The following is an 18,168-nucleotide window of genomic DNA, read 5'->3' as shown; positions in this document are numbered from 1 at the left end:
TCAAATCTCGTCGTAGCAGAGATCGTCCGGGTCAACGCCGACATGATCCGGCGTAGGCAGCTCCAGCAAGCGTACTGCTGCGATCTCATTCTTCCCCAACAGCAATGCCTTGGCCACGCGATGCATACCATCCATCACCCGTCCCTGCGGACAGAGAATGATCGGATACTGCAGGTCCGCGGCTTCAACCAGCTGCATATGCTCGATCACCTGCCTGCATGTCGCGGGCGGTGAGTCGGCGTCCCACCAATAGGCTTCGTCCAGCTCGGCGACCGCTGATAGCGCGATGCAGGAAACCGGAAGGTCACGACTCAGTGCAATCAAACGATGCACGTCCCAGGCCAACAAACCTGCCTCGCTCTGACGGAAGTGGTATTGCCTGCGCATGGTTTCATGGCCAACGAAATTCAGGCGACAGCGTAACGCACTACCTGTAGAGCGGAGCCATGCTCCGCTGGAGCTTTACCAGCAAAATTCTTTGTGGGAGCGGCGTCAGCCGCGAAGCTGACAATCGATCCGCGATGTGGATACCTGCAATTTCATTGCTATCGGCTTCGCGGCTTACGCCGCTCCAACAATCGACACCGCGCGCTGCCGAGCATGGCTCGGCACTACAGTGGCGCGGTTAGAACAACTCGCCCTGCAGCGAGGGCTTCTTCGGCGGCAGCGGGGCGATGAACTTGCTGCAATCCAGCCACGGCCATTGTTGCCGCGATGCGTTGAAACCCAGGCGCTTGCTGGCCAGCTTGAAGCGGTTTGCAAGCAGGTCCGCATACACGCCATCGCCACGCATGCGCTTGCCGAACTGGCTTTCGTAATCCTTGCCGCCGCGCAGTTGGTTGATGGTGCTCATCACGTGTTCCGCGCGCTGTGGATAGTGCGCATCCAGCCAATCGCGGAACAGCGGTGCTACTTCGTAGGGCAGGCGCAGCAACACGTAACCGGCACTGCTGGCACCGGCATCGCGTGAGGCTTCCAGCACCGATTCCAGTTCGGCGTCATTGATCCACGGAATCACTGGAGCCACCATCACGCCTACCGGGATGCCGGCATCGCTCAAGCGGCGCATTGCACGCAGCCGTGCATGCGGTGCCGACGCACGCGGCTCGAGCTTGGCTGACAGATGCGGGTCCAGCGAAGTCACCGAGAAATGCACGCTGACCAGTTGCTGCTCGGCCAACGGCGCGAGCAGATCCATGTCGCGCTCGACCAGCGCGTTCTTGGTGATCAGCGAGAACGGGTGCCTGGTTTCCTGCATCACCTCGATCAGCTGGCGGGTGATGCCCAGCTTGCGCTCGATTGGCTGATACGCATCGGTGTTGATGCCCAAGGCAATCGGCTGCGGCACATAACCGGGTTTGGACAACTCACGCCGCAACACTTCGGCGGCATTGGTCTTGGCGAAAATCTTGGTTTCGAAATCCAGCCCCGGCGACAGGTTCAGGTAGGCATGCGTCGGCCGCGCGAAACAGTAGGAGCACCCGTGCTCGCAACCGCGATACGGATTGACCGATTGGCTGAAGCCCACGTCCGGCGAGTTGTTACGGCTGATGATGCTGCGCGCGGTTTCCGGGCGCACGTCGGTGCGCAGCCTCGCGGCAGCGAATTCCTCGCTCTCATCGACCGCCCAGCCGTCATCGACGGCTTCGCTGGTCTGGGTTTCGAAACGGCCGGGCAGGTAGGTGCTGGCACCGCGGCCCTTGATCGGGGTAGGCATGCGCCTACGCTAACGCGCGGCTGTCGCAGGATCTGCGACGCCCCGCATTCATCCGGATCGTGCTTCAGCCGGCCTTGGGCTTGATCACCAAGGTGGCGCTCATGCCGGCGCTGAGCACCGCATCGGCCGGTACCGACTGTGGATCGATGCTGACCCGCACCGGCACGCGCTGCGCCAGCCGCACCCAGTTGAAGGTGGGTTCGACCTCGGCCAGCAGGTTGTTGCTGGTGGGGCCAGCTGCATCGGCGATGCCGGTGGCAATGCCTTCGACCTTGCCTTGCAGGTGCACGCCGCCGGCCATCAAGCGGATATCCACGGCATCACCGCGATGGATCTTCGGCAGTTTGGTTTCCTCGAAGTAGCCGTAGACCCACATGCCTTCGCTGGCGACCAGCGCCATCCGTGCCTGACCGGCGGCGGCGTAGTCGCCTACACGCACGTCAAGGTTGGTGATGGTGCCGTCGGCGCTTGCGCGCACTTCCGTGCGAGCCAGTTCAAGCTGCGCCTGCTGCAGTGTCACCCGTGCCTGTTGCAGGGCGGCACTGGCCTGTTGGCTGCTGGCGCTGGCGGCATGCGCGCTGGCCTGTGCCTGCTTCCAGCTGGCCTGTGCGGCCTGCGCCACGGCGCGTGCATCAGCCTGCGATTCACGCGAGACGATGCCGTCGAGCTGGGCGCGACGCCGGGCCTGTTCCTGGCGCATCTGGAACTCGGCCTGGCTGGCGCTGGCACCAGCGCTGGCCGCCGAGATCGAGGCGCCGGCAGCGCGTGCAGCGGCTTCGGCAGCCTGCAGATCGGCCTCGGCCTTGGCCACCGCCAGTGCATAGCGGTCGCGGTCGATGACGAACAGCAGCTCGCCTTTCTTGACCAGCTGGTTGTCGTGCACGGCGACTTCCGTGACCAGGCCGGACACATCCGGCGCAATGCGCACCACCTCGGCACGCAGGCGCGCATCGCGCGTCCACGGGCTGAGCATGTATTGGTGCCAGACCACATAGGCAAGCACTGCGGCCAGCAGTACCACCACCGTGGTGACACCGCCTCGTATCAGGCTGGCGGTTTTCATCGGTACATCCTCAATCAGGAAAAGTGCGGCAGGAACAACAACAAGGCCATGCAGTAAATGCTGGCAAACAAGGCAACGCGCACCAGCGAGGGGTGCAGCGCGCGGCGGTACAGGCCAACCCGGCCCAGGCCGTAATCAAGCAGGCCGAACAGCGGCAGCAACAGCACCACCAGCACCAGCGAGCCGGGGAAGTAGATATCGCCGATGGAAACTTCAAACGGCATGGCGGGCCTCCTTCAGGCGTTGCTGGCGGCGGGAACGCTGCACATAGGCGGCCAGCACCGAGGCGCTGTCGTCCAAGCTCATCTGCAGCAGGTAAAGGTGATCGCGCACAGCGCGCAGTGCCTGCGGTTGCGGGCCGGTCAACTCACTCAGTGCGGCCTGCACGCTGGCCTTGGCATCGTGCAGGGTGCGGGCTTGCGGTTCGCGGTAAAGCTGACCGAGCTGTGCCAGCGCCTGTTCGATCCGGGCGTGCAGCGTGGCTGGAAGCTGTTGCTCGGCAAGGTCATGGCGTAGATCGATCGCACAATGCCCGGCTTCGTGCACCAGCAAGGCCCACTCGAACAACTGCCGCGACGGCCGGCTACCCGGCGCGGTGCGACTGGCTACCTGTTGGAACAGTTCGCGGCTGACGCTTTCAAACTTCGGCAGCAGCCCGGGCAGCGGTGCGCTTACCGCCAACTGCACCTGCGCACGCAGGCGCTCCAGCAGGCGCCTTTGGCGTTGCTTGCTGCCGGGCAGGCCAGGCACCAGCATGAACACGCCGGTGGCGATGAAGGCGCCGACCGCCAGCGTCAATGAGTTGTCCAGATAGCTCTGCGCGCTGGGATGGAAATGCGGGCCCATGTTCCACGAGACCAGGATGCCGACATTCAACGCCAGGCCGGTCACCGCGAAGCGCGGCCGGGTGGAGATGTACAGCGAGGCGATCATCGATGGCAGGGTCAGCAGCACCAGCATCGGGAAGTCCGATCCCAATGCCATGGCGATGAAGCCTGGCACCGCGAAGAACGGCGCTATGAGATGGCCGATGGTGGCGCGACGCACTACCCACAATGGATCCGGCGCGGCCGAGGACATCGCCACCAAAGCCGCCATGCCGAATACCGCCAGGCCGCCCTGGTTCCAGCTGCTGCTCAGCCACAGCAGCGACAGTGCCAGCATCACCACAAAGCAGCGCACCGCGGCCAGGGCAATCGCATACCAGTCGTTGGCGCGGGTAAAGCGCACCTTGCTCAAGCGCGGCGCGCGTGCCCGCAGGCGGCCGTTGCCGGTTTCCATTCGCGCCTTGGCGCCTAGATAAGCCTGCAGCTCTTCGGCAAAACGGCGCACCAGCAATGCACTGGCATCAAAACCAGCCCGCTGCGCCTCCGGCAGCGCACGGCGTTCGCGGGCAAATACGCCATCGAGTTGCTCGCACCAGTACCGCAATGCTTTGGCCAGGGCAGGGACGTCATCGCGGAGCGCGCTGTCGTCCAGCAGCTGCGACAGTGGCTTCAGGCTTGCCCGTATAGCCGCGACCAGGGCTTCGTCCTTGCTGCGATGCAGGCGATCGATATGGTGGTGCAGCGCCTGGAAGCGCGAGGTCGCCGCCATGAAATGCTGGTTGATCAGCTTCAGCTGGCCGTTGTTGCTGCGCAGGATCGGGTCGTCGAAGTAGGCCATGGCACGCAGGTCTTCGAAGTTGATCGCGCCTTGCACCACCCGGCTCTGGGTGCGCTCGATCACTTCAAAGCCGTGCAGGCGGCCGCTGATCGCATCGGCGACAAATCCCAGGAAGTCATTGAGGTTGCCGTCATCGGCCGCGCGCAGGCCGGCACGCATGCGGTTGGGCCACAGCACGTCGAACACCACACTGGTCACCGCCATGGCCAGCAGCACTTCGCCCGTGCGCTCCAGCGCGCTGTTGAGGATGTTCTGCGGGTGGCTGAGCACCGGGAATACGATCATCGCCACGGTGTAACCGGACAGCACGAAACCGTACGAGGCCATGCCACGGCTCCACACCGAGCCACCGGCACAGAAACCGGCCCACAGCGCCATTGCCGTCACCAGGGCGACCGGGCTTTGTGGGAGCAGCGACACCATCAGCACCGCCATCGCGCAGCCCACCACGGTGCCGAGGCCGCGATAGAAGGCCTTGGCCAGCACCATGCCGGTATTGCGGTTCATCACCACCAGCACGGTGATCATCGCGGTGCCGGGCGAGCTCATGCCCAGCCGCATCGCGATCCAGCCGGACAGGTACAAGGCCACCAACACCTTGCCGATGTACGCCCACACCGCGCGTTCACCGCTCATGGCCTGGGCGAAGGTGTGCAACCAGTTGTTACTGTGGGACCTGGACGCGCCCGGCGCGTACTCAACCGGTCGGGAGCTCATGGTTGTTGTTCCAGGCCCATCAGGATGCGGGTCAGCACGGTTTCGGTATGGCGCAGTTCGGCCGGCTCGACGCCGCTGAAGAAGCGCTGCAGCTGCTGGATCACCGCCGGCATCACCTGCTCGATCAGCTGCTCGCCGGCCTGGCTCAAACGCACCACCAGCTTGCGCCGGTCCTCGTCGCTGGGCTCACGGCTGACCAGGCCCTTGGCCAGCAGCTGGTCGATCAGGCGGGTGACGTTGGAGGACTTCTCGCTGGCGGCCTCACTGATCTCCGACGGGCTCAGGCCCTGCTCGGAGCCATCCAGCATCATCAGTACGTTGTACTCCGGGTGGGAGATTCCGTACTCACGCATCAGCTGGTTGCCGTGGTCACAGAACAGCTTGTGCACCAGCTTGATAAGCCGCGCCAGCATGGCCTGGTCGCGCGGGAAACCGGGGTGACGGGCACTGCTGATCGCCAGCTTCTGGTCGATGCTGGCGTAGCCGCCAGCGGCGGGGATGGGTTTATCCATCTCGGTATATTACATTTATGTATTAAATGATGCAATGCACAAACTGGGACTCGCCTTTGTGGGAGCGGCGTAAGCCGCGAAGCTGACCATCCCTCCGTGCAAAGCGCCTAGCCGACTACATGGCTGCCTAGCGCTTTCAGCGCCGGATCCAGCAGTTGCTTCGCGGCTTACGCCGCTCCCACAACAACGGGGGTTATGTCATCGGCGGATGCATCGCAGTTTTTGTAAGAGCGGCGTGAGCCGCGAAGCTGACAATCCCGCCGCACAGAGCGCATACCCGATTCCATGGCCGCCTAGCGCTTTCGGCGCCGGAGCCAGCAATGGCTTCGCGGCTTACGCCGCTCCTACAAAAAACAGATGGCCCCTGCCGTCATCAGCCATGGCTAGAATCGGCGGATGCGCGAAGCCCTCCAAGACCTGTGGACAAGTCTGTCCAGCACTCCCCACGTCGCCCAGATCCTGGCCGTCGCCTACCTTAGCTATCTGCTGGTACTGGCCTGTTACATCGTGCTGCAGAAGCGCGAGCCGGTGGCCACGCTGAGCTGGATCCTGTCGCTGGCGGCGCTGCCGTACATTGGTCTGTTCGTGTTCTACCTGTTCGGGCCGCAGAAGATCGTGCGCCAGCGCCTGCGCCGCGGTCGTTCGCGCGAGGGCATGAGCAGCTATGACGCGGTGTGTCCGCCCGATGCCAACTGCACCGAATTGGCGCGGGTAGGGCAGGCCACCACCGGGCTGTCACCGAGCACCGCCACCGATGTCGACTGGTTGCTGGATGGTGCGGCGACCTATGCCGCCATCATCGACGCGATCGGCAGGGCACGTCGCCACGTCAACCTGGAGTACTACATCTTCGAGCCGGACCATGCCGGCACCGCCATGCGCGATGCGCTGGTGGAACGCGCCCGCGCCGGCATCAAGGTGCGGTTGCTGCTGGATGCGGTGGGTTCGTCGAAAGTCGGCAGGAAGTTCCTGCGGCCGCTGCTCGAAGCCGGCGCCGAAGTGTCCTGGTTCCACCCGCGCCAGCTGCTCAAGCCCTTGAAGCGGCCGTGGCTGAACATGCGCACCCACCGCAAGCTGGTGGTGGTCGATGGCGAGGTAGCCTTCACCGGCGGCATCAACGTCACCGACGAGGAAGACGACAGCCGCAATCCAAATGCCTACCGCGACCTGCATATGCGCATCCGCGGGCAAGTTGTCCACAGCCTGCAGCTGGTGTTCCTGGAAGACTGGATCTATGCCACCGAGCAGGGCCCGGAGCTGTTCGAGCGCGAAGATCTGTTCCCCGCCGATGTGCCCAGCCGCGCGCAGGGCAGCATCGATGCACAGGTGCTGGTGTCCGGCCCGGATTCGGCCTGGGAGCCCATCCATCGTCTGCATGTGGCCGCCATCCAGGAGGCCAAACACCGGGTCTGGCTGGTGACGCCGTACTTCGTACCCGGCGAGGCCGCGCGCATGGCACTGACCTCGGCGGCACTCGGTGGCCTGGACGTACGCCTGATGGTTCCGAAGCAAAGCGATTCCAAATTCGTGACGCTGGCAGCGCGCTCCTATTTCGATGAGCTGCTGGAAGCCGGCGTCCGCATCTTCGAGTACGGGCCGCGCATGCTGCACAGCAAGGCCTTCATCGCCGATGAGGACACCTGCATCGTCGGCACCGCCAACTTCGACCACCGCAGCTTCCGGCTCAATTTCGAACTGTCGATGATGTACACCGACCTCAAGCTCACCGGCGAACTGGAAGTCATCCTGCGGGCTGAATTCGACAGCGCCGAGGAGGTGCAGCTCATTCGCGACCGCTCGCTGTGGCGCAAGCGACTGCCGGAAGCCTTCGCGCGGCTGGCTTCGCCATTGCTATAGGGCAGGGACCGCTGGCAAGGGTCTGCAATGGTTTGATTCCGACCGAAACTCCCTGAACAAGTCCGCTTGTTTCGCTGAACCTACCGGCTGTCCGGTACAGCGGGCAAACCCCTGTCCATGCATGGAACCTGTGCTGCCAGCGCCGTTACACTGCACGCCTCTGATAGGGAGATCGTCATGTACTGGCTGTTTCTATTGCTCGCGCTTGGGGCGTTCCTGCTCGCCTTCTCCACCACTCAAAGCTGGCTGCTGGTCCTGGCCCTGTTGGCTGCCTTGGTGTTTCTGCTGCTGTGGGCAAAGGGACTGTACGTCGACCGCTTTGGCGGCGTGAGCCCGGCACCGCGTCCTTTGCATGCCGCTGAACTGCAGGCGCTGCGCGCGCAGCTGCAGCCCAAGGCTGATCCCGCCGCCACGCCGCTCGCTCCTGTTGCACAGACACCCGCAGCGCCTTCGGCTACTGCCGGCGACCGCGAACTGCCGCAGCCATGACCGTACTCAGCGTCAACGTCAACAAGATTGCGGTGCTGCGCAATTCGCGCGGCGGCAATGATCCGGATGTGGTGCGGGCAGCAATGACCTGCCTGCGTGCGGGCGCTCACGGCATCACAGTGCATCCACGCCCCGATCAGCGCCACATCCGCGCTGCTGACGTGCTGCTGCTGTCCGCGCTCACCCAGCAGCATGGGGTGGAGTTCAATATCGAGGGTAATCCATTCGCACCGGCGCGTGAGGGTTACCCCGGCCTGCTTGAGCTGTGCGAGCAGACCCGCCCGGCGCAGGCGACGCTGGTACCCGATAGCGACGGCCAGCTCACCTCCGATCACGGTTTCGACTTCGGCCGTGATGGCGAGCGCCTGCGGCCGTTGATCGCCACACTGAAGTCCTATGGGTGCCGGGTCAGTCTGTTCGTGGATGCCGGCAATCCCGACATCGCCCAGGCCGCCGTGCTCGGTGCCGATCGCGTTGAGTTATACACAGGACCGTACGCCGAAGCATATGCCGCTGGCGATCCCTGGCAATCCCTGGCGCTGTTCGCCGATGCAGCCCGCCGCGCCCAGGCCGCTGGCTTGGGCGTCAATGCCGGCCATGACCTGTCGCAGTCCAATCTGGCGGCGTTCCTGGCCCACGTCCCCAACGTGTTGGAGGTCTCCATCGGCCACGCCTTGATCAGCGAGGCCCTGTACACCGGGCTGGAAGCAAGCGTGGCAGGCTATCTGGCAGCCATTGCCGAAGCTGAGAGCCTGGGCAGCTGAGTCAGCGGCGATTTGCTTGAGAAAGCAGCGACAGCTGAACGCCGCGGATTGCTTGTTGGCCGCTAGCTGGATCGCTGCGCTGCATGAAAGCACCTTCACCGTATCGAGGCCCCCGCTTGCCGGGCCAGGTGAAATTACATCCACACACTTATCCACATACGTTCACACAGCGATTCGTAGGGTTTTGCCTGAACCACTCAGGGTTGTGGATCGGCTGGAAAGCGTGGTCTGGAAGCACTCCATGACCAGGTCCGCGCTGACTCACGACGCGTGCGGCTGATAGTTTATCCACAGGCTGCTGATCGACTGGAAGTGTCTGCGCTTGGTTTGTTGTAGCCGCTGGTCTCAGCGGGAGCGTTCCTATAGCGATTGCAGGCTGGACAGGCCACCCGTGATCACAACTGCTTCCAGAGCCCATCCGTTGCGCTCGGATAGATCATCAGTACTGATTTTTTATGGGATTTTGCGAAGTTTTTCCGTCACTAGAGCGATAAGTGACCGAAGATTCGCATTCTCCAAACTGCGCTTTTACCCAGCCCGCTGTGCATCGCTCTGCAGTTTCAGAGGATCAGTCGCAGCGATGGCTGCACCTGCGCAACTTCCGCAGCCAGGTCATCGATCGCCAGGCACTGCGCGAGTGTGGCAATACTTATCCACAGAGCGCTATCAGTGGGGCAGGGCGGTGGGGTCGAGGGGCAGCGATGCCTGCCCGATCAAAGATATCCACAGTGCCAGACAGTCGTTCGCTTTGCTCACGGAATCAATGTCGATGGGCTCCCACGTGGATCATTGCAGAGTAATCCACAGGCCCGGCTCGTGGTTTCTTCAAGTTCTGCGGTACAGCGGCTCCCTATCCACAGGCGGCTGTGGGTAAGTCACTGCGATAGCAGACTCATCTGTAAGTGCTGCTCCCCCCAGCGCCCAGTCTTGGGGAGTGGAATCACCATCTCCTCAAACATGGACAAAGCGGTTTGAAGCGCTTCTGGACCCGCTTGACGGCTTCTTTCCCGGTTTCGAAGAAGCCACTGGCCAGCCGCTGGAGCTGATCCGATCCCGCTAGCCCTCCCCAAACACCCCGGTGCCGGTGCTGCTGGTACAAGAGCGTACGACAGGCAGCGAAGCGATGGTTCGCAAGCTGCCCCTCACTCCGTAAACGGAGAGGATTTGAAAAGCAAAAAAAAACGCCCCCACAAGGAGGGCGTTTTCCAGTCGCGTCATGACTTGGTACTGCAGTATTGCTTACTGCACGAAGCCAATCTTCTTCATCTGAGCGTTCTTCGCCTGGGCCAGGATCTTGGCCATGACGTCGTACTCCGAATCCGGGCTTGCTTCGATGCGAAGTTCCGGCTGGTTGGTCGGATCCTTCTGTACTTCTTCTTCCATCTTCTGCTGCAGGTCGCCCACGTTCACCGGACTGTTGTTCCAGTAAACCTGGTTGCTGGCGTCGACGCGGAGGTCGATCGGCGGCGGCGGCTCACGCAGCTGCGGCGGCGGGTTGATAACCCGCTGCGGCAGATCCACGGCGATCGGATACGTCATGATCGGCGCGGTAACGATGAAGATGATCAGCAGCACCAGCATCACGTCCACGAGGGGCGTGACGTTGATGTCGGCCATAGGGCCCCTGTTTCCACCACTACTGAATGCCATGTCTTATTGCCCCTGCTTGTCTTTGGTGGCAACGAAACCGACATCCAGCATGCCCTGACCCTGCGCGATCTTGGTGACCTCGTTGATCACCTTCATCTTGGTGGTTTTATCACCACGCAGATTCAACGGCGGCTGCGGCGTCTGCTGTGCAGCGGTCGCGAAACGTGACTCCAAGGTCTCCTTGGAGACCTCTTCGTCGTTCCAGTAGAGCTTGCCGTCTTCCTTGACCGCCACCGTAATCGGATTCTTGCGATCAGGCGCAGTATCCGGATTCTGGATCAGGTTGGCTTCCGGCAACTCCACCTTGACCTTATGGGACATCAGGGGAGCCGTGATGATGAAGATGATCAGCAGCACCAACATCACGTCCACGAGGGGAGTGACGTTGATGTCGGCCATTGGGCCGCTGCTGTTACCACTACTGAAAGCCATAACGGGCTCCGTCTATATCGTTGCGAAGACTTACTTAAGCTGCCGGATTAGCGAACGCGCGAACCGGTGGCGAAGAAGTCGTGCAGATCGTGAGCGAAGGTGTCGAACTTGCTGACAGTCGCGCTGTTGATCTTGCTGAAGAAGTTGAAGGCGAACACGGCCGGGATAGCCACGAACAGACCGATGGCGGTCATGATCAGTGCTTCACCCACCGGGCCGGCAACGGCGTCGATCGAGGCCGAACCGGTTGCACCGATCTTGATCAGCGCGCCGTAGATGCCCCACACGGTACCCAGCAGACCCACGAACGGAGCGGTTGCACCGACGGTGGCCAGCAGGATCATGCCGCCCTGCAGCTTGTTGGATTCGCGGGTCACGGCCTGACGCAGGGCGCGGTCAACGAATTCCGAACGGCTCAGGGTTTCCGACGCACCAGCCTGCTGGTGGTGGGCAGCAGCCTGGGCTGCGTCCAGAGCGATCTTGGAGAACGGCTCCGAAGCCGGCTGCTCTTCCATGGCGCGGATGGCGTCCTGTGCGTTCGGGGCATCCCAGAACTGCGACGGCACGCGATCAGCTGCCGACTTCAGGCGAGCGGTACGGAAGATGTTGATGACGGTCCAGTACCAGGACATGGCCGACATGATCACCAGGGTCAACAGAACAACCCAGGAGACGGCGAAGTCGCCCGGCTTGGTGGTCATTTCGTGGATCAGATGCTCGAAGCCCATCTGCGAGAGAGCGTTGTTTGCGTTGCCCCCGGCAGCAGCGGCGATGAAAATTTCCTGCAGCATGACGCTTACCTTTGTTGTGTGTGGTGTTAAAGGGTATAGCTAATGTTGACCTGACCTGGTGGCGGCTATCAAAGCCGCCCCATGGATCAGCTCAGCGCAAAGTTGACCGGGACGCGGACGCGACCAGCTGCCTTCGATCCACCGCTCTGGGCGGGGTTGAACTTCCACTTACGCGCCGCTTCCATTGCAGCTCGGTCGAGGTCGCGGTTGCGGCTGGACTTCTCGACAGACACATTGGTGACGTTGCCGCTGGCATCGACATCAATGATCAGGATGACCTCGCCCTGGATACCGGCACGGAATGCAGCCGGCGGGTAACGCGGCGGGTTCATGGCCTTGGACGAGATGTCCACGCTGGCCTGGATATCAACCGGCGGTGACGGCGGTGCAGGCGGCGACGGCGGCGTGACCACGTCGGTCGGGCGCGGCTCGGCCACGTCGATCGGCGGTGCTTCCGGCGGCGGCGGCGTCGCGGTGGTTTTCGGCGGCGCCAGGTTCTTGACCGGCGGCGGCGGGGTGTCCTGCGGCGGCGGCGGCGGCGGCGGCGGCGGTGGCGGCGGCGGAGCGTCGACCAACGTCACCATGACGTTGCGTTCCTTCTCCGCTGCTGCCTTGGGGGCAACGGCCGGAATCAGGAGCATCATCAGGGCTGCGAGATGCAGTGCGATTACAAATGCGATACCCGCGATACGCGGCCAGCTCAGGCCCGTTTCTTTCTGGGTGTCATACCTGTGGTGGAAGACCAGTTGTTCCGTCATGCGCCAAGAACTCTTTAGTGGGGTCGGGGTGGTGGTGTGAAGCCACCCCTGATTCAGCGGTGCATGACACCGCAGGAACCTCCAAGCTTATACCAATCCTGACCAGCTGCGCATCAAAAATGCAGCCGTTCAGGCGTTATTCCTGCTTACTTCAGGTTGATGATTTTGTTTGCATCGGCAGGGTTTTTGATGCCCTTTGCCAATGCGTCACGCGCGGCCTGCTTTGCTTCCGGAATACGGCCTTCGGCATGCAAAACGCGGGCCAGATTCAGGTACGTTTCACCGTCCTTGGACAGCGGGGCCGCGTTCCTCCAGGCCTCGATCGCCTGCGGCACCTGCTCGGTGTAGTAGTACGACTGCGCCAGCGCCAGATAGGTCTGGTAGTCCGGCTTGAGGATGCCCTTGGAGATACCCTCGTTGATCACCGCAATGACGTCCCGTTCCTTGTTGTCGGTGTTGGCGTAGATCGAATACAACTGCTTGTATTCACGCTCTTCGGTGAGCTGTCCAGCAGCGCGCAGCTTGTCCATCACTGCGGCAGCCTTGTCCATCTGGTCGGCCTGCATGTACATGCTGGCCAAGTTGAGCTGGGCCTTCTTGTCGGCCGGGTTCTTGGCCGCCAGTGCTTCGGCTTCCTTCACGGCTTCACCGGTCTGGCCGGCTTCGGCGTAGGAGGCCATCAGCAGCTGGTTCCAGGTGTCCTTCGGCTCGGGCGAGGCGGCGATGGCCGCCTTCAGCACCGGGATAGCCTCGGCGTACTTTTCGCTCTGGTACAGCGCCTGACCCTTGATGATCAGTTCTTCCGGCTTGTTCGACTTCGACTCGGCGAAGTACTTGTCCAGATTGGCAAGGCCTTCCGCAAGCTGATCATCCTGCAGCTGCAGCTGTGCCAGCATCAACATCGCCTGGAAGTGGCCGTTGTTGTCCAGCTGGTTCAGTGCGATGGCCTGCTGCAGGTACTGCTTGGCAGCGGCGTTGTCGTCAAGGTTGTAAGCACCCTGCGACGCCAGCTGGTTGGCGACGGCCTTGTCGTAATCGTTGGCATCCGGCGAAGCGAGGATTTCATCGGCCAGGGTGCGGGTTTCCGCGTATTCCTGCTTGTTGTAGGCCGCAAACAGCTTGTTGAGCTTGCTGCCCATCTTCGAGGAGGCCTTACCCTTGGGGTCCACGCGGGTGGCTTCCGGGTACAGCACTTCAGCCTTGGCACTTTCCTTGTTGCCACGACGCTCGGACGAGCGCGACTGCGCCGCAGCGTCAGCGACGACAACACCGCCCAATGCTGTGGCGATGAGGATGGAGAGCACGGCGTGCTTTTGGCTGCGGAAGATCATGTTTCACCTCGAAGGGGCCGCCGTGGCGGTAGAAATTCAAACTGTCGGAACGGGACCGAGCACGCAAACGTATCAGAAATTATTTGACGGAGAAATCACTTCTGATGGTGTACTGCAGCATTTTCCTACAATCAACCACAGCGTGGGACTACACCAGAACGCCTAGCCTGCTGAAATACAGGCTCCAATGCAGGTGTGTCACGTTGCAACTCACGGATACGGTTGGCCGGGTCTGGATGGGTGGAAAGCCATTGCGGAGAGCGATTTCCGCTGGCTGCCATCATGTTCTGCCATAGATTCATAGCTTGTGAGGGGTCAAACCCGGCCTGTGCCATCAGCCTTTGCCCCACCACGTCCGCCTCACTTTCCTGGGTGCGCGAACCGGGTAGCAGGATCAGGCCTTGCGCGCCCATTCCACCGAACTGATTGACCGCGCTTGCAGCGGTATCGCCGTAGGCTGCGCCAGCAAGCGCGCCCAGAATGCCCAATCCCACCTGCGTGCCCTGTTGCCGTGTCAGTCGCTCTTCATGGTGGCGCGAGATGACGTGGCCAATTTCATGGCCGATCACCGCAGCCAGCTGATCCTGGTTCTTGGCCACGGTGAAGATGCCGGTATTCACCCCGACCTTGCCGCCGGGCAGGGCGAAGGCGTTGGGTTCCTTGTCGACGAACACGGCAGTTTCCCACCGTACGCCATGGTATTGCTGCGGCAACTGCGCCACCAAAGCGTTGACCACGCATTGCACGTAGGCATTCTGTTTGGCATCGCGGTTGAGGGTCTGCTTGGCCTTGGTTTCCGCAAAGGCCTGCGCGCCGAGTTGATCCAGCTGCTGCTGCGAAACGCCGCCTATGACCTGACGTCGCCCGGTTGGCGAGGTTGTGGTGGCGCATGCGCTGAGCAGCAGCGCGGCAACAACAGCTAGTACGACAGCTTTCATCCGGGATCCCCCTCGTTCACGTACGCAGTGTGCGAGTGTCTTGCTTAATTTTTCGTCAACCGCTGGCAGCTTTATTGCGTGCCGAACAGCACCATCGCGGCCAACGCAACCGCATTGTTCAGAGCATGCGCAATTACCGCCGCCCATAACGTCCCTGTCTTGCGATAAACCCATGCAAAAGCGGCGCCCATACCGCCGTAAATCATCCACAACTGCAGCATCGCCGGGAAGCTGTTGGGACTGGTGCCAGGAATTTCATGCACCAAGGCAAACGCCATGCTGCTGAGTACGATGCCCAGCAAGGGACGGTTGGCGGCCCACAGGCGTCCAAACAATACGCGACGGAACAATAATTCTTCGTAGGCCGGTGCCAGCACTACCGCGAACACGATCAGGAACAGTGGATATTGCGCCCACGCCTGCTGCATCAGCAGCAGGTTGGTTGGTACCGGCTCCACACCCATCTGCTTGGCGATCCAGCCAATAGCGCTGCTACCCAGAAAAACACCGGTTGCGACGACTGCGATCCACCCCCAGGTCGACGCACGGCGTATGGCCTGATGCGACTGTGCACGTTCAGCCGGACTGGCGCGACGGCGCAGGAAGTACAGCAGCAACGCCGCACCGCCGGTGGATACCAGTGCAATCAGCATCTGCGGCAAGGCACCTGGCGCGCCCAATGCGGTTGCCAGCTCTGCTGCGGCCGGGGTGGCACCATCGCGCGCGGCCTGCATGCCAACCTCGACACCGCGCCATAACGCCCAGACCAAACCACCCAGCACACTCAGAAACAGCAGCGTGGCAATGCCGATCAACAGATCCAGGGCAAAGCCGAGCACCGGCGAACCTGGTTTGGACACGGACGGGGAAGACGAGGAGAGCGGTACGTCGGGAAGGGTGGACATCGCGGACCTGGGTCGTGGCTCGGATAGAAAGTAGGCGCCGTTGCCGGCGCCCACACTAGCGGTTGCGCTGGATCAGATATCCAGGTTGGTGACTTTCAGCGCATTGCTCTCGATGAAGTCACGACGCGGTTCCACCACATCGCCCATCAAGGTACTGAATATCTGGTCGGCTTCCACCGCATCTTCGATGCGGACCTGCAGCAAACGGCGGGTATCCGGATTGACCGTGGTATCCCACAGCTGTTCCGGGTTCATTTCACCCAGGCCCTTGAAGCGCTGGATCATGCGGCCCTTCTTGGCCTCTTCCATCAACCAGGCCTGCGCCTGTGCGAAACCGGTGATTTCCGAGGACTTGTTGCCGCGGTTGATGGTGGCGCCTTCGCGCACCAGCCCGTGCAACAACTGCGAGGCCTGGTGCAGCTGACGCAGCTCGCCGGATTCAAATGCAGACAGCGGCAACACCTGGATATGTTCCTCGCCCATATGACGACGGGTGACCAACACTGCAGCCGGACGCTGTTCGTTCGGTTCCTGCAACTCCAAGGTGAAACGCGGCGTGCCCAGGCTGCCCTGGTTCAGACGCTTGGCCAACGCATCCAGGCCTTCGTTTTCGCCTGCGCTGCGCAGGTGCTCAAGATCCATCGGAGTGAAGTCGACCAGCGCTTCCAGCAGGCTGCGGTCGTAGCGGTGCGCGTTGCGGTTGATGGTTTCCTGCGCAGCAGCGTAGGTCATCAGCAACTTTTCCAGCGCGACGCCTTCAATCGGCGGCTCGCCGACAGCAGGAATCAGCGCTGCATTCTCCACGGCGTTATTGGCCAGGTACGCATCCAGCGCCGGGTCATCCTTCAGGTACAACTCGGTCTTGCCCTGCTTGATCTTGTACAACGGCGGCAGGCCGATATACACGTAACCACGCTCGATCAGCTCCGGCATCTGACGGTAGAAGAACGTCAACAGCAGCGTACGGATGTGCGCGCCGTCGACGTCGGCGTCGGTCATGATGATGATCTTGTGGTAACGCAGCTTGTCCGGGTTGTACTCGTCGCGGCCAATACCAGTGCCCAGTGCGGTGATCAGCGTACCGACCTGATCCGAGGCCAACATGCGGTCAAAACGCGCACGTTCCACGTTGAGGATCTTGCCGCGCAGCGGCAGCACCGCCTGGTTTTTACGGTTGCGGCCCTGCTTGGCCGAGCCACCTGCCGAGTCACCCTCGACGATGAACAGTTCGGACAGAGCAGGATCCTTTTCCTGGCAATCGGCCAGCTTGCCCGGCAGGCCGGCGATATCCAGTGCGCCCTTGCGGCGGGTCAGATCGCGGGCCTTGCGCGCGGCTTCGCGGGCACGGGCAGCATCAACGATCTTGCCGGCAATGGCCTTGGCTTCGTTCGGGTTTTCCTGCAGGAACTCTTCGAGCTTGGCGCCGAAGGTGCTTTCCACCGCCGGCTTGACGTCGGAGCTGACCAGCTTTTCCTTGGTCTGGCTGGAGAAGCTCGGGTCCGGCACCTTCACCGACAACACCGCGATCATGCCTTCGCGCATGTCGTCGCCGGTGAAGCTGATCTTGGCCTGCTTGGCGATGCCGCTCTGCTCGATGTAGTTGTTGAGCGTGCGGGTCAGCGCGGCACGGAAGCCAGCAAGGTGGGTACCGCCGTCCTTCTGCGGAATATTGTTGGTGAAGCAGTACATCGTTTCCTGGTAGGAATCGGTCCACTGCAGCGCAACTTCGACCACGATGCCATTGGCTTCGCCGGTTACCGCGATCACGTTCGGATGCAGCGGGGTCTTCACCTGCGCCAGATGCTCCACGAAGCTCTTGATGCCGCCTTCGTAGTGGTAGTCATCGCGACGGCCTTCGCCGCGCTCGTCCACCAGGGTGATGTTGACGCCGGAGTTCAGGAACGACAGCTCGCGCAGGCGGCGGGCCAGAATTTCGTAGTGGAATTCGACGTTGCCGTGGAACGCGGTCACCGACGGCCAGAAACGCAGCACGGTACCGCGGCGATCACTGGTTTCCAGCTGCTTCAGCGGTGTTACTGCTGCGCCGTCGGCGTATTCCTGCTGGTAGTGGAAACCGCCCTGGTAGATATCCAGCATCAACTTCTGCGACAGCGCATTGACCACGCTGACGCCGACGCCGTGCAAACCACCGGAAACCTTGTAGCTGTTGTCGTCGAACTTGCCGCCGGCGTGCAGGACCGTCATCACCACTTCGGCAGCGGAGACTTCACGATCGAGCTTCTGGCTCATCTGCGCATGCTTGCCGACCGGGATACCACGGCCGTTATCGGCCACCGATACCGAACCGTCGGCATGGATGGTGACCAGCACGTTGTCGGCGTGACCAGCGAGGGCTTCGTCGATGGAGTTGTCGACAACCTCGAACACCATGTGGTGCAGGCCAGTGCCGTCATGGACGTCGCCGATGTACATACCGGGACGCTTGCGAACAGCCTCCAAGCCTTCCAATGCGGTGATGCTGTTGGCGTCGTAATTGCCGTTATTGACCGGGGTGTTCTGTTCTTCGCTCATTGCGCTTGCCGTAGGCTCCGCAGGTCATGCGCCGTTCCGTGGAACGG

General features: G+C 62.0%; 17 protein-coding genes. 3 read left to right on the top strand and 14 right to left on the bottom strand.

What is annotated here, in order from left to right; genetic code table 11:
- The 6 genes from ACVOLZ_RS06520 to ACVOLZ_RS06495 form a co-directional block, all read right to left on the bottom strand.
- The gene (locus ACVOLZ_RS06520) at positions 1–387 is read right to left on the bottom strand and encodes a hypothetical protein (RefSeq protein ID WP_481515471.1); all 387 of its coding nucleotides are present in this window, start codon (positions 385–387) and stop codon (positions 1–3) included.
- Positions 388–625: 238 nt separating this feature from the next.
- Entirely contained in the window at positions 626–1,717 is a 1,092-nt protein-coding gene (locus ACVOLZ_RS06515) for a PA0069 family radical SAM protein (protein ID WP_481515470.1), read from the bottom strand.
- A gap of 64 nt (positions 1,718–1,781) precedes the next feature.
- Complete coding sequence (locus ACVOLZ_RS06510) at positions 1,782–2,780, bottom strand: HlyD family secretion protein (protein ID WP_481515469.1); 999 nt, start codon at positions 2,778–2,780, stop codon at positions 1,782–1,784.
- 14 nt (positions 2,781–2,794) lie between these two features.
- Positions 2,795–3,004: a DUF1656 domain-containing protein gene (locus ACVOLZ_RS06505; protein ID WP_481515468.1), complete on the bottom strand. Its 210-nt coding sequence runs from the start codon at positions 3,002–3,004 to the stop codon at positions 2,795–2,797.
- Positions 2,994–5,162: an FUSC family protein gene (locus ACVOLZ_RS06500; RefSeq protein WP_481515467.1), complete on the bottom strand. Its 2,169-nt coding sequence runs from the start codon at positions 5,160–5,162 to the stop codon at positions 2,994–2,996. Before ACVOLZ_RS06500 ends, ACVOLZ_RS06505 begins: the two co-directional genes overlap by 11 nt.
- On the bottom strand, positions 5,159–5,674 hold the full coding sequence (locus ACVOLZ_RS06495; RefSeq protein ID WP_481515466.1) for a MarR family winged helix-turn-helix transcriptional regulator: 516 nt from the start codon (positions 5,672–5,674) through the stop codon (positions 5,159–5,161). The genes ACVOLZ_RS06500 and ACVOLZ_RS06495 overlap by 4 nt, the downstream gene beginning before the upstream one ends.
- Positions 5,675–6,070: 396 nt before the next feature.
- Between ACVOLZ_RS06495 and cls the strand changes: the two genes are divergently transcribed.
- From cls to ACVOLZ_RS06480, 3 genes are all read left to right on the top strand, one after another.
- Positions 6,071–7,531 carry a cardiolipin synthase gene (gene cls, locus ACVOLZ_RS06490; RefSeq protein WP_481515465.1) on the top strand — a complete coding sequence of 487 codons (1,461 nt, stop codon included), beginning with the start codon at positions 6,071–6,073 and terminating at the stop codon, positions 7,529–7,531.
- A 177-nt stretch (positions 7,532–7,708) separates the two neighbouring features.
- Positions 7,709–8,020 (top strand): hypothetical protein, encoded by a 312-nt coding sequence (locus tag ACVOLZ_RS06485; protein ID WP_481515464.1) that lies wholly within the window; start codon positions 7,709–7,711, stop codon positions 8,018–8,020.
- On the top strand, positions 8,017–8,784 hold the full coding sequence (locus ACVOLZ_RS06480; RefSeq protein WP_481515463.1) for a pyridoxine 5'-phosphate synthase: 768 nt from the start codon (positions 8,017–8,019) through the stop codon (positions 8,782–8,784). Before ACVOLZ_RS06485 ends, ACVOLZ_RS06480 begins: the two co-directional genes overlap by 4 nt.
- A 1,239-nt stretch (positions 8,785–10,023) precedes the next feature.
- On the opposite strand, the gene ACVOLZ_RS06475 is transcribed toward ACVOLZ_RS06480, so the two are convergent.
- From ACVOLZ_RS06475 to gyrB, 8 genes are all read right to left on the bottom strand, one after another.
- Entirely contained in the window at positions 10,024–10,434 is a 411-nt protein-coding gene (locus ACVOLZ_RS06475) for an ExbD/TolR family protein (RefSeq protein WP_282268368.1), read from the bottom strand.
- A 3-nt stretch (positions 10,435–10,437) separates the two neighbouring features.
- The gene (locus ACVOLZ_RS06470) at positions 10,438–10,866 is read right to left on the bottom strand and encodes an ExbD/TolR family protein (protein WP_057629873.1); all 429 of its coding nucleotides are present in this window, start codon (positions 10,864–10,866) and stop codon (positions 10,438–10,440) included.
- Positions 10,867–10,913: 47 nt separating this feature from the next.
- Positions 10,914–11,657: a TonB-system energizer ExbB gene (gene exbB / locus ACVOLZ_RS06465; RefSeq protein WP_057629874.1), complete on the bottom strand. Its 744-nt coding sequence runs from the start codon at positions 11,655–11,657 to the stop codon at positions 10,914–10,916.
- 86 nt (positions 11,658–11,743) lie between these two features.
- Positions 11,744–12,415 carry an energy transducer TonB gene (locus tag ACVOLZ_RS06460; RefSeq protein ID WP_481513398.1) on the bottom strand — a complete coding sequence of 224 codons (672 nt, stop codon included), beginning with the start codon at positions 12,413–12,415 and terminating at the stop codon, positions 11,744–11,746.
- A 146-nt stretch (positions 12,416–12,561) separates the two neighbouring features.
- Positions 12,562–13,746 carry a tetratricopeptide repeat protein gene (locus ACVOLZ_RS06455; protein ID WP_481515462.1) on the bottom strand — a complete coding sequence of 395 codons (1,185 nt, stop codon included), beginning with the start codon at positions 13,744–13,746 and terminating at the stop codon, positions 12,562–12,564.
- A 131-nt stretch (positions 13,747–13,877) separates the two neighbouring features.
- Positions 13,878–14,684: a M48 family metallopeptidase gene (locus ACVOLZ_RS06450; RefSeq protein ID WP_481515461.1), complete on the bottom strand. Its 807-nt coding sequence runs from the start codon at positions 14,682–14,684 to the stop codon at positions 13,878–13,880.
- A 71-nt stretch (positions 14,685–14,755) separates the two neighbouring features.
- Positions 14,756–15,589 carry a CPBP family intramembrane glutamic endopeptidase gene (locus ACVOLZ_RS06445; protein ID WP_481515460.1) on the bottom strand — a complete coding sequence of 278 codons (834 nt, stop codon included), beginning with the start codon at positions 15,587–15,589 and terminating at the stop codon, positions 14,756–14,758.
- Positions 15,590–15,661: 72 nt separating this feature from the next.
- The gene (gene gyrB, locus ACVOLZ_RS06440) at positions 15,662–18,121 is read right to left on the bottom strand and encodes a DNA topoisomerase (ATP-hydrolyzing) subunit B (protein ID WP_481515459.1); all 2,460 of its coding nucleotides are present in this window, start codon (positions 18,119–18,121) and stop codon (positions 15,662–15,664) included.
- Between the last annotated feature and the right edge of the window lie 47 nt (positions 18,122–18,168).

It is taken from the genome of Stenotrophomonas sp. STEN020 (genome assembly GCF_056760195.1).
This window is presented reverse-complemented; position numbering and strand designations above follow the sequence as displayed.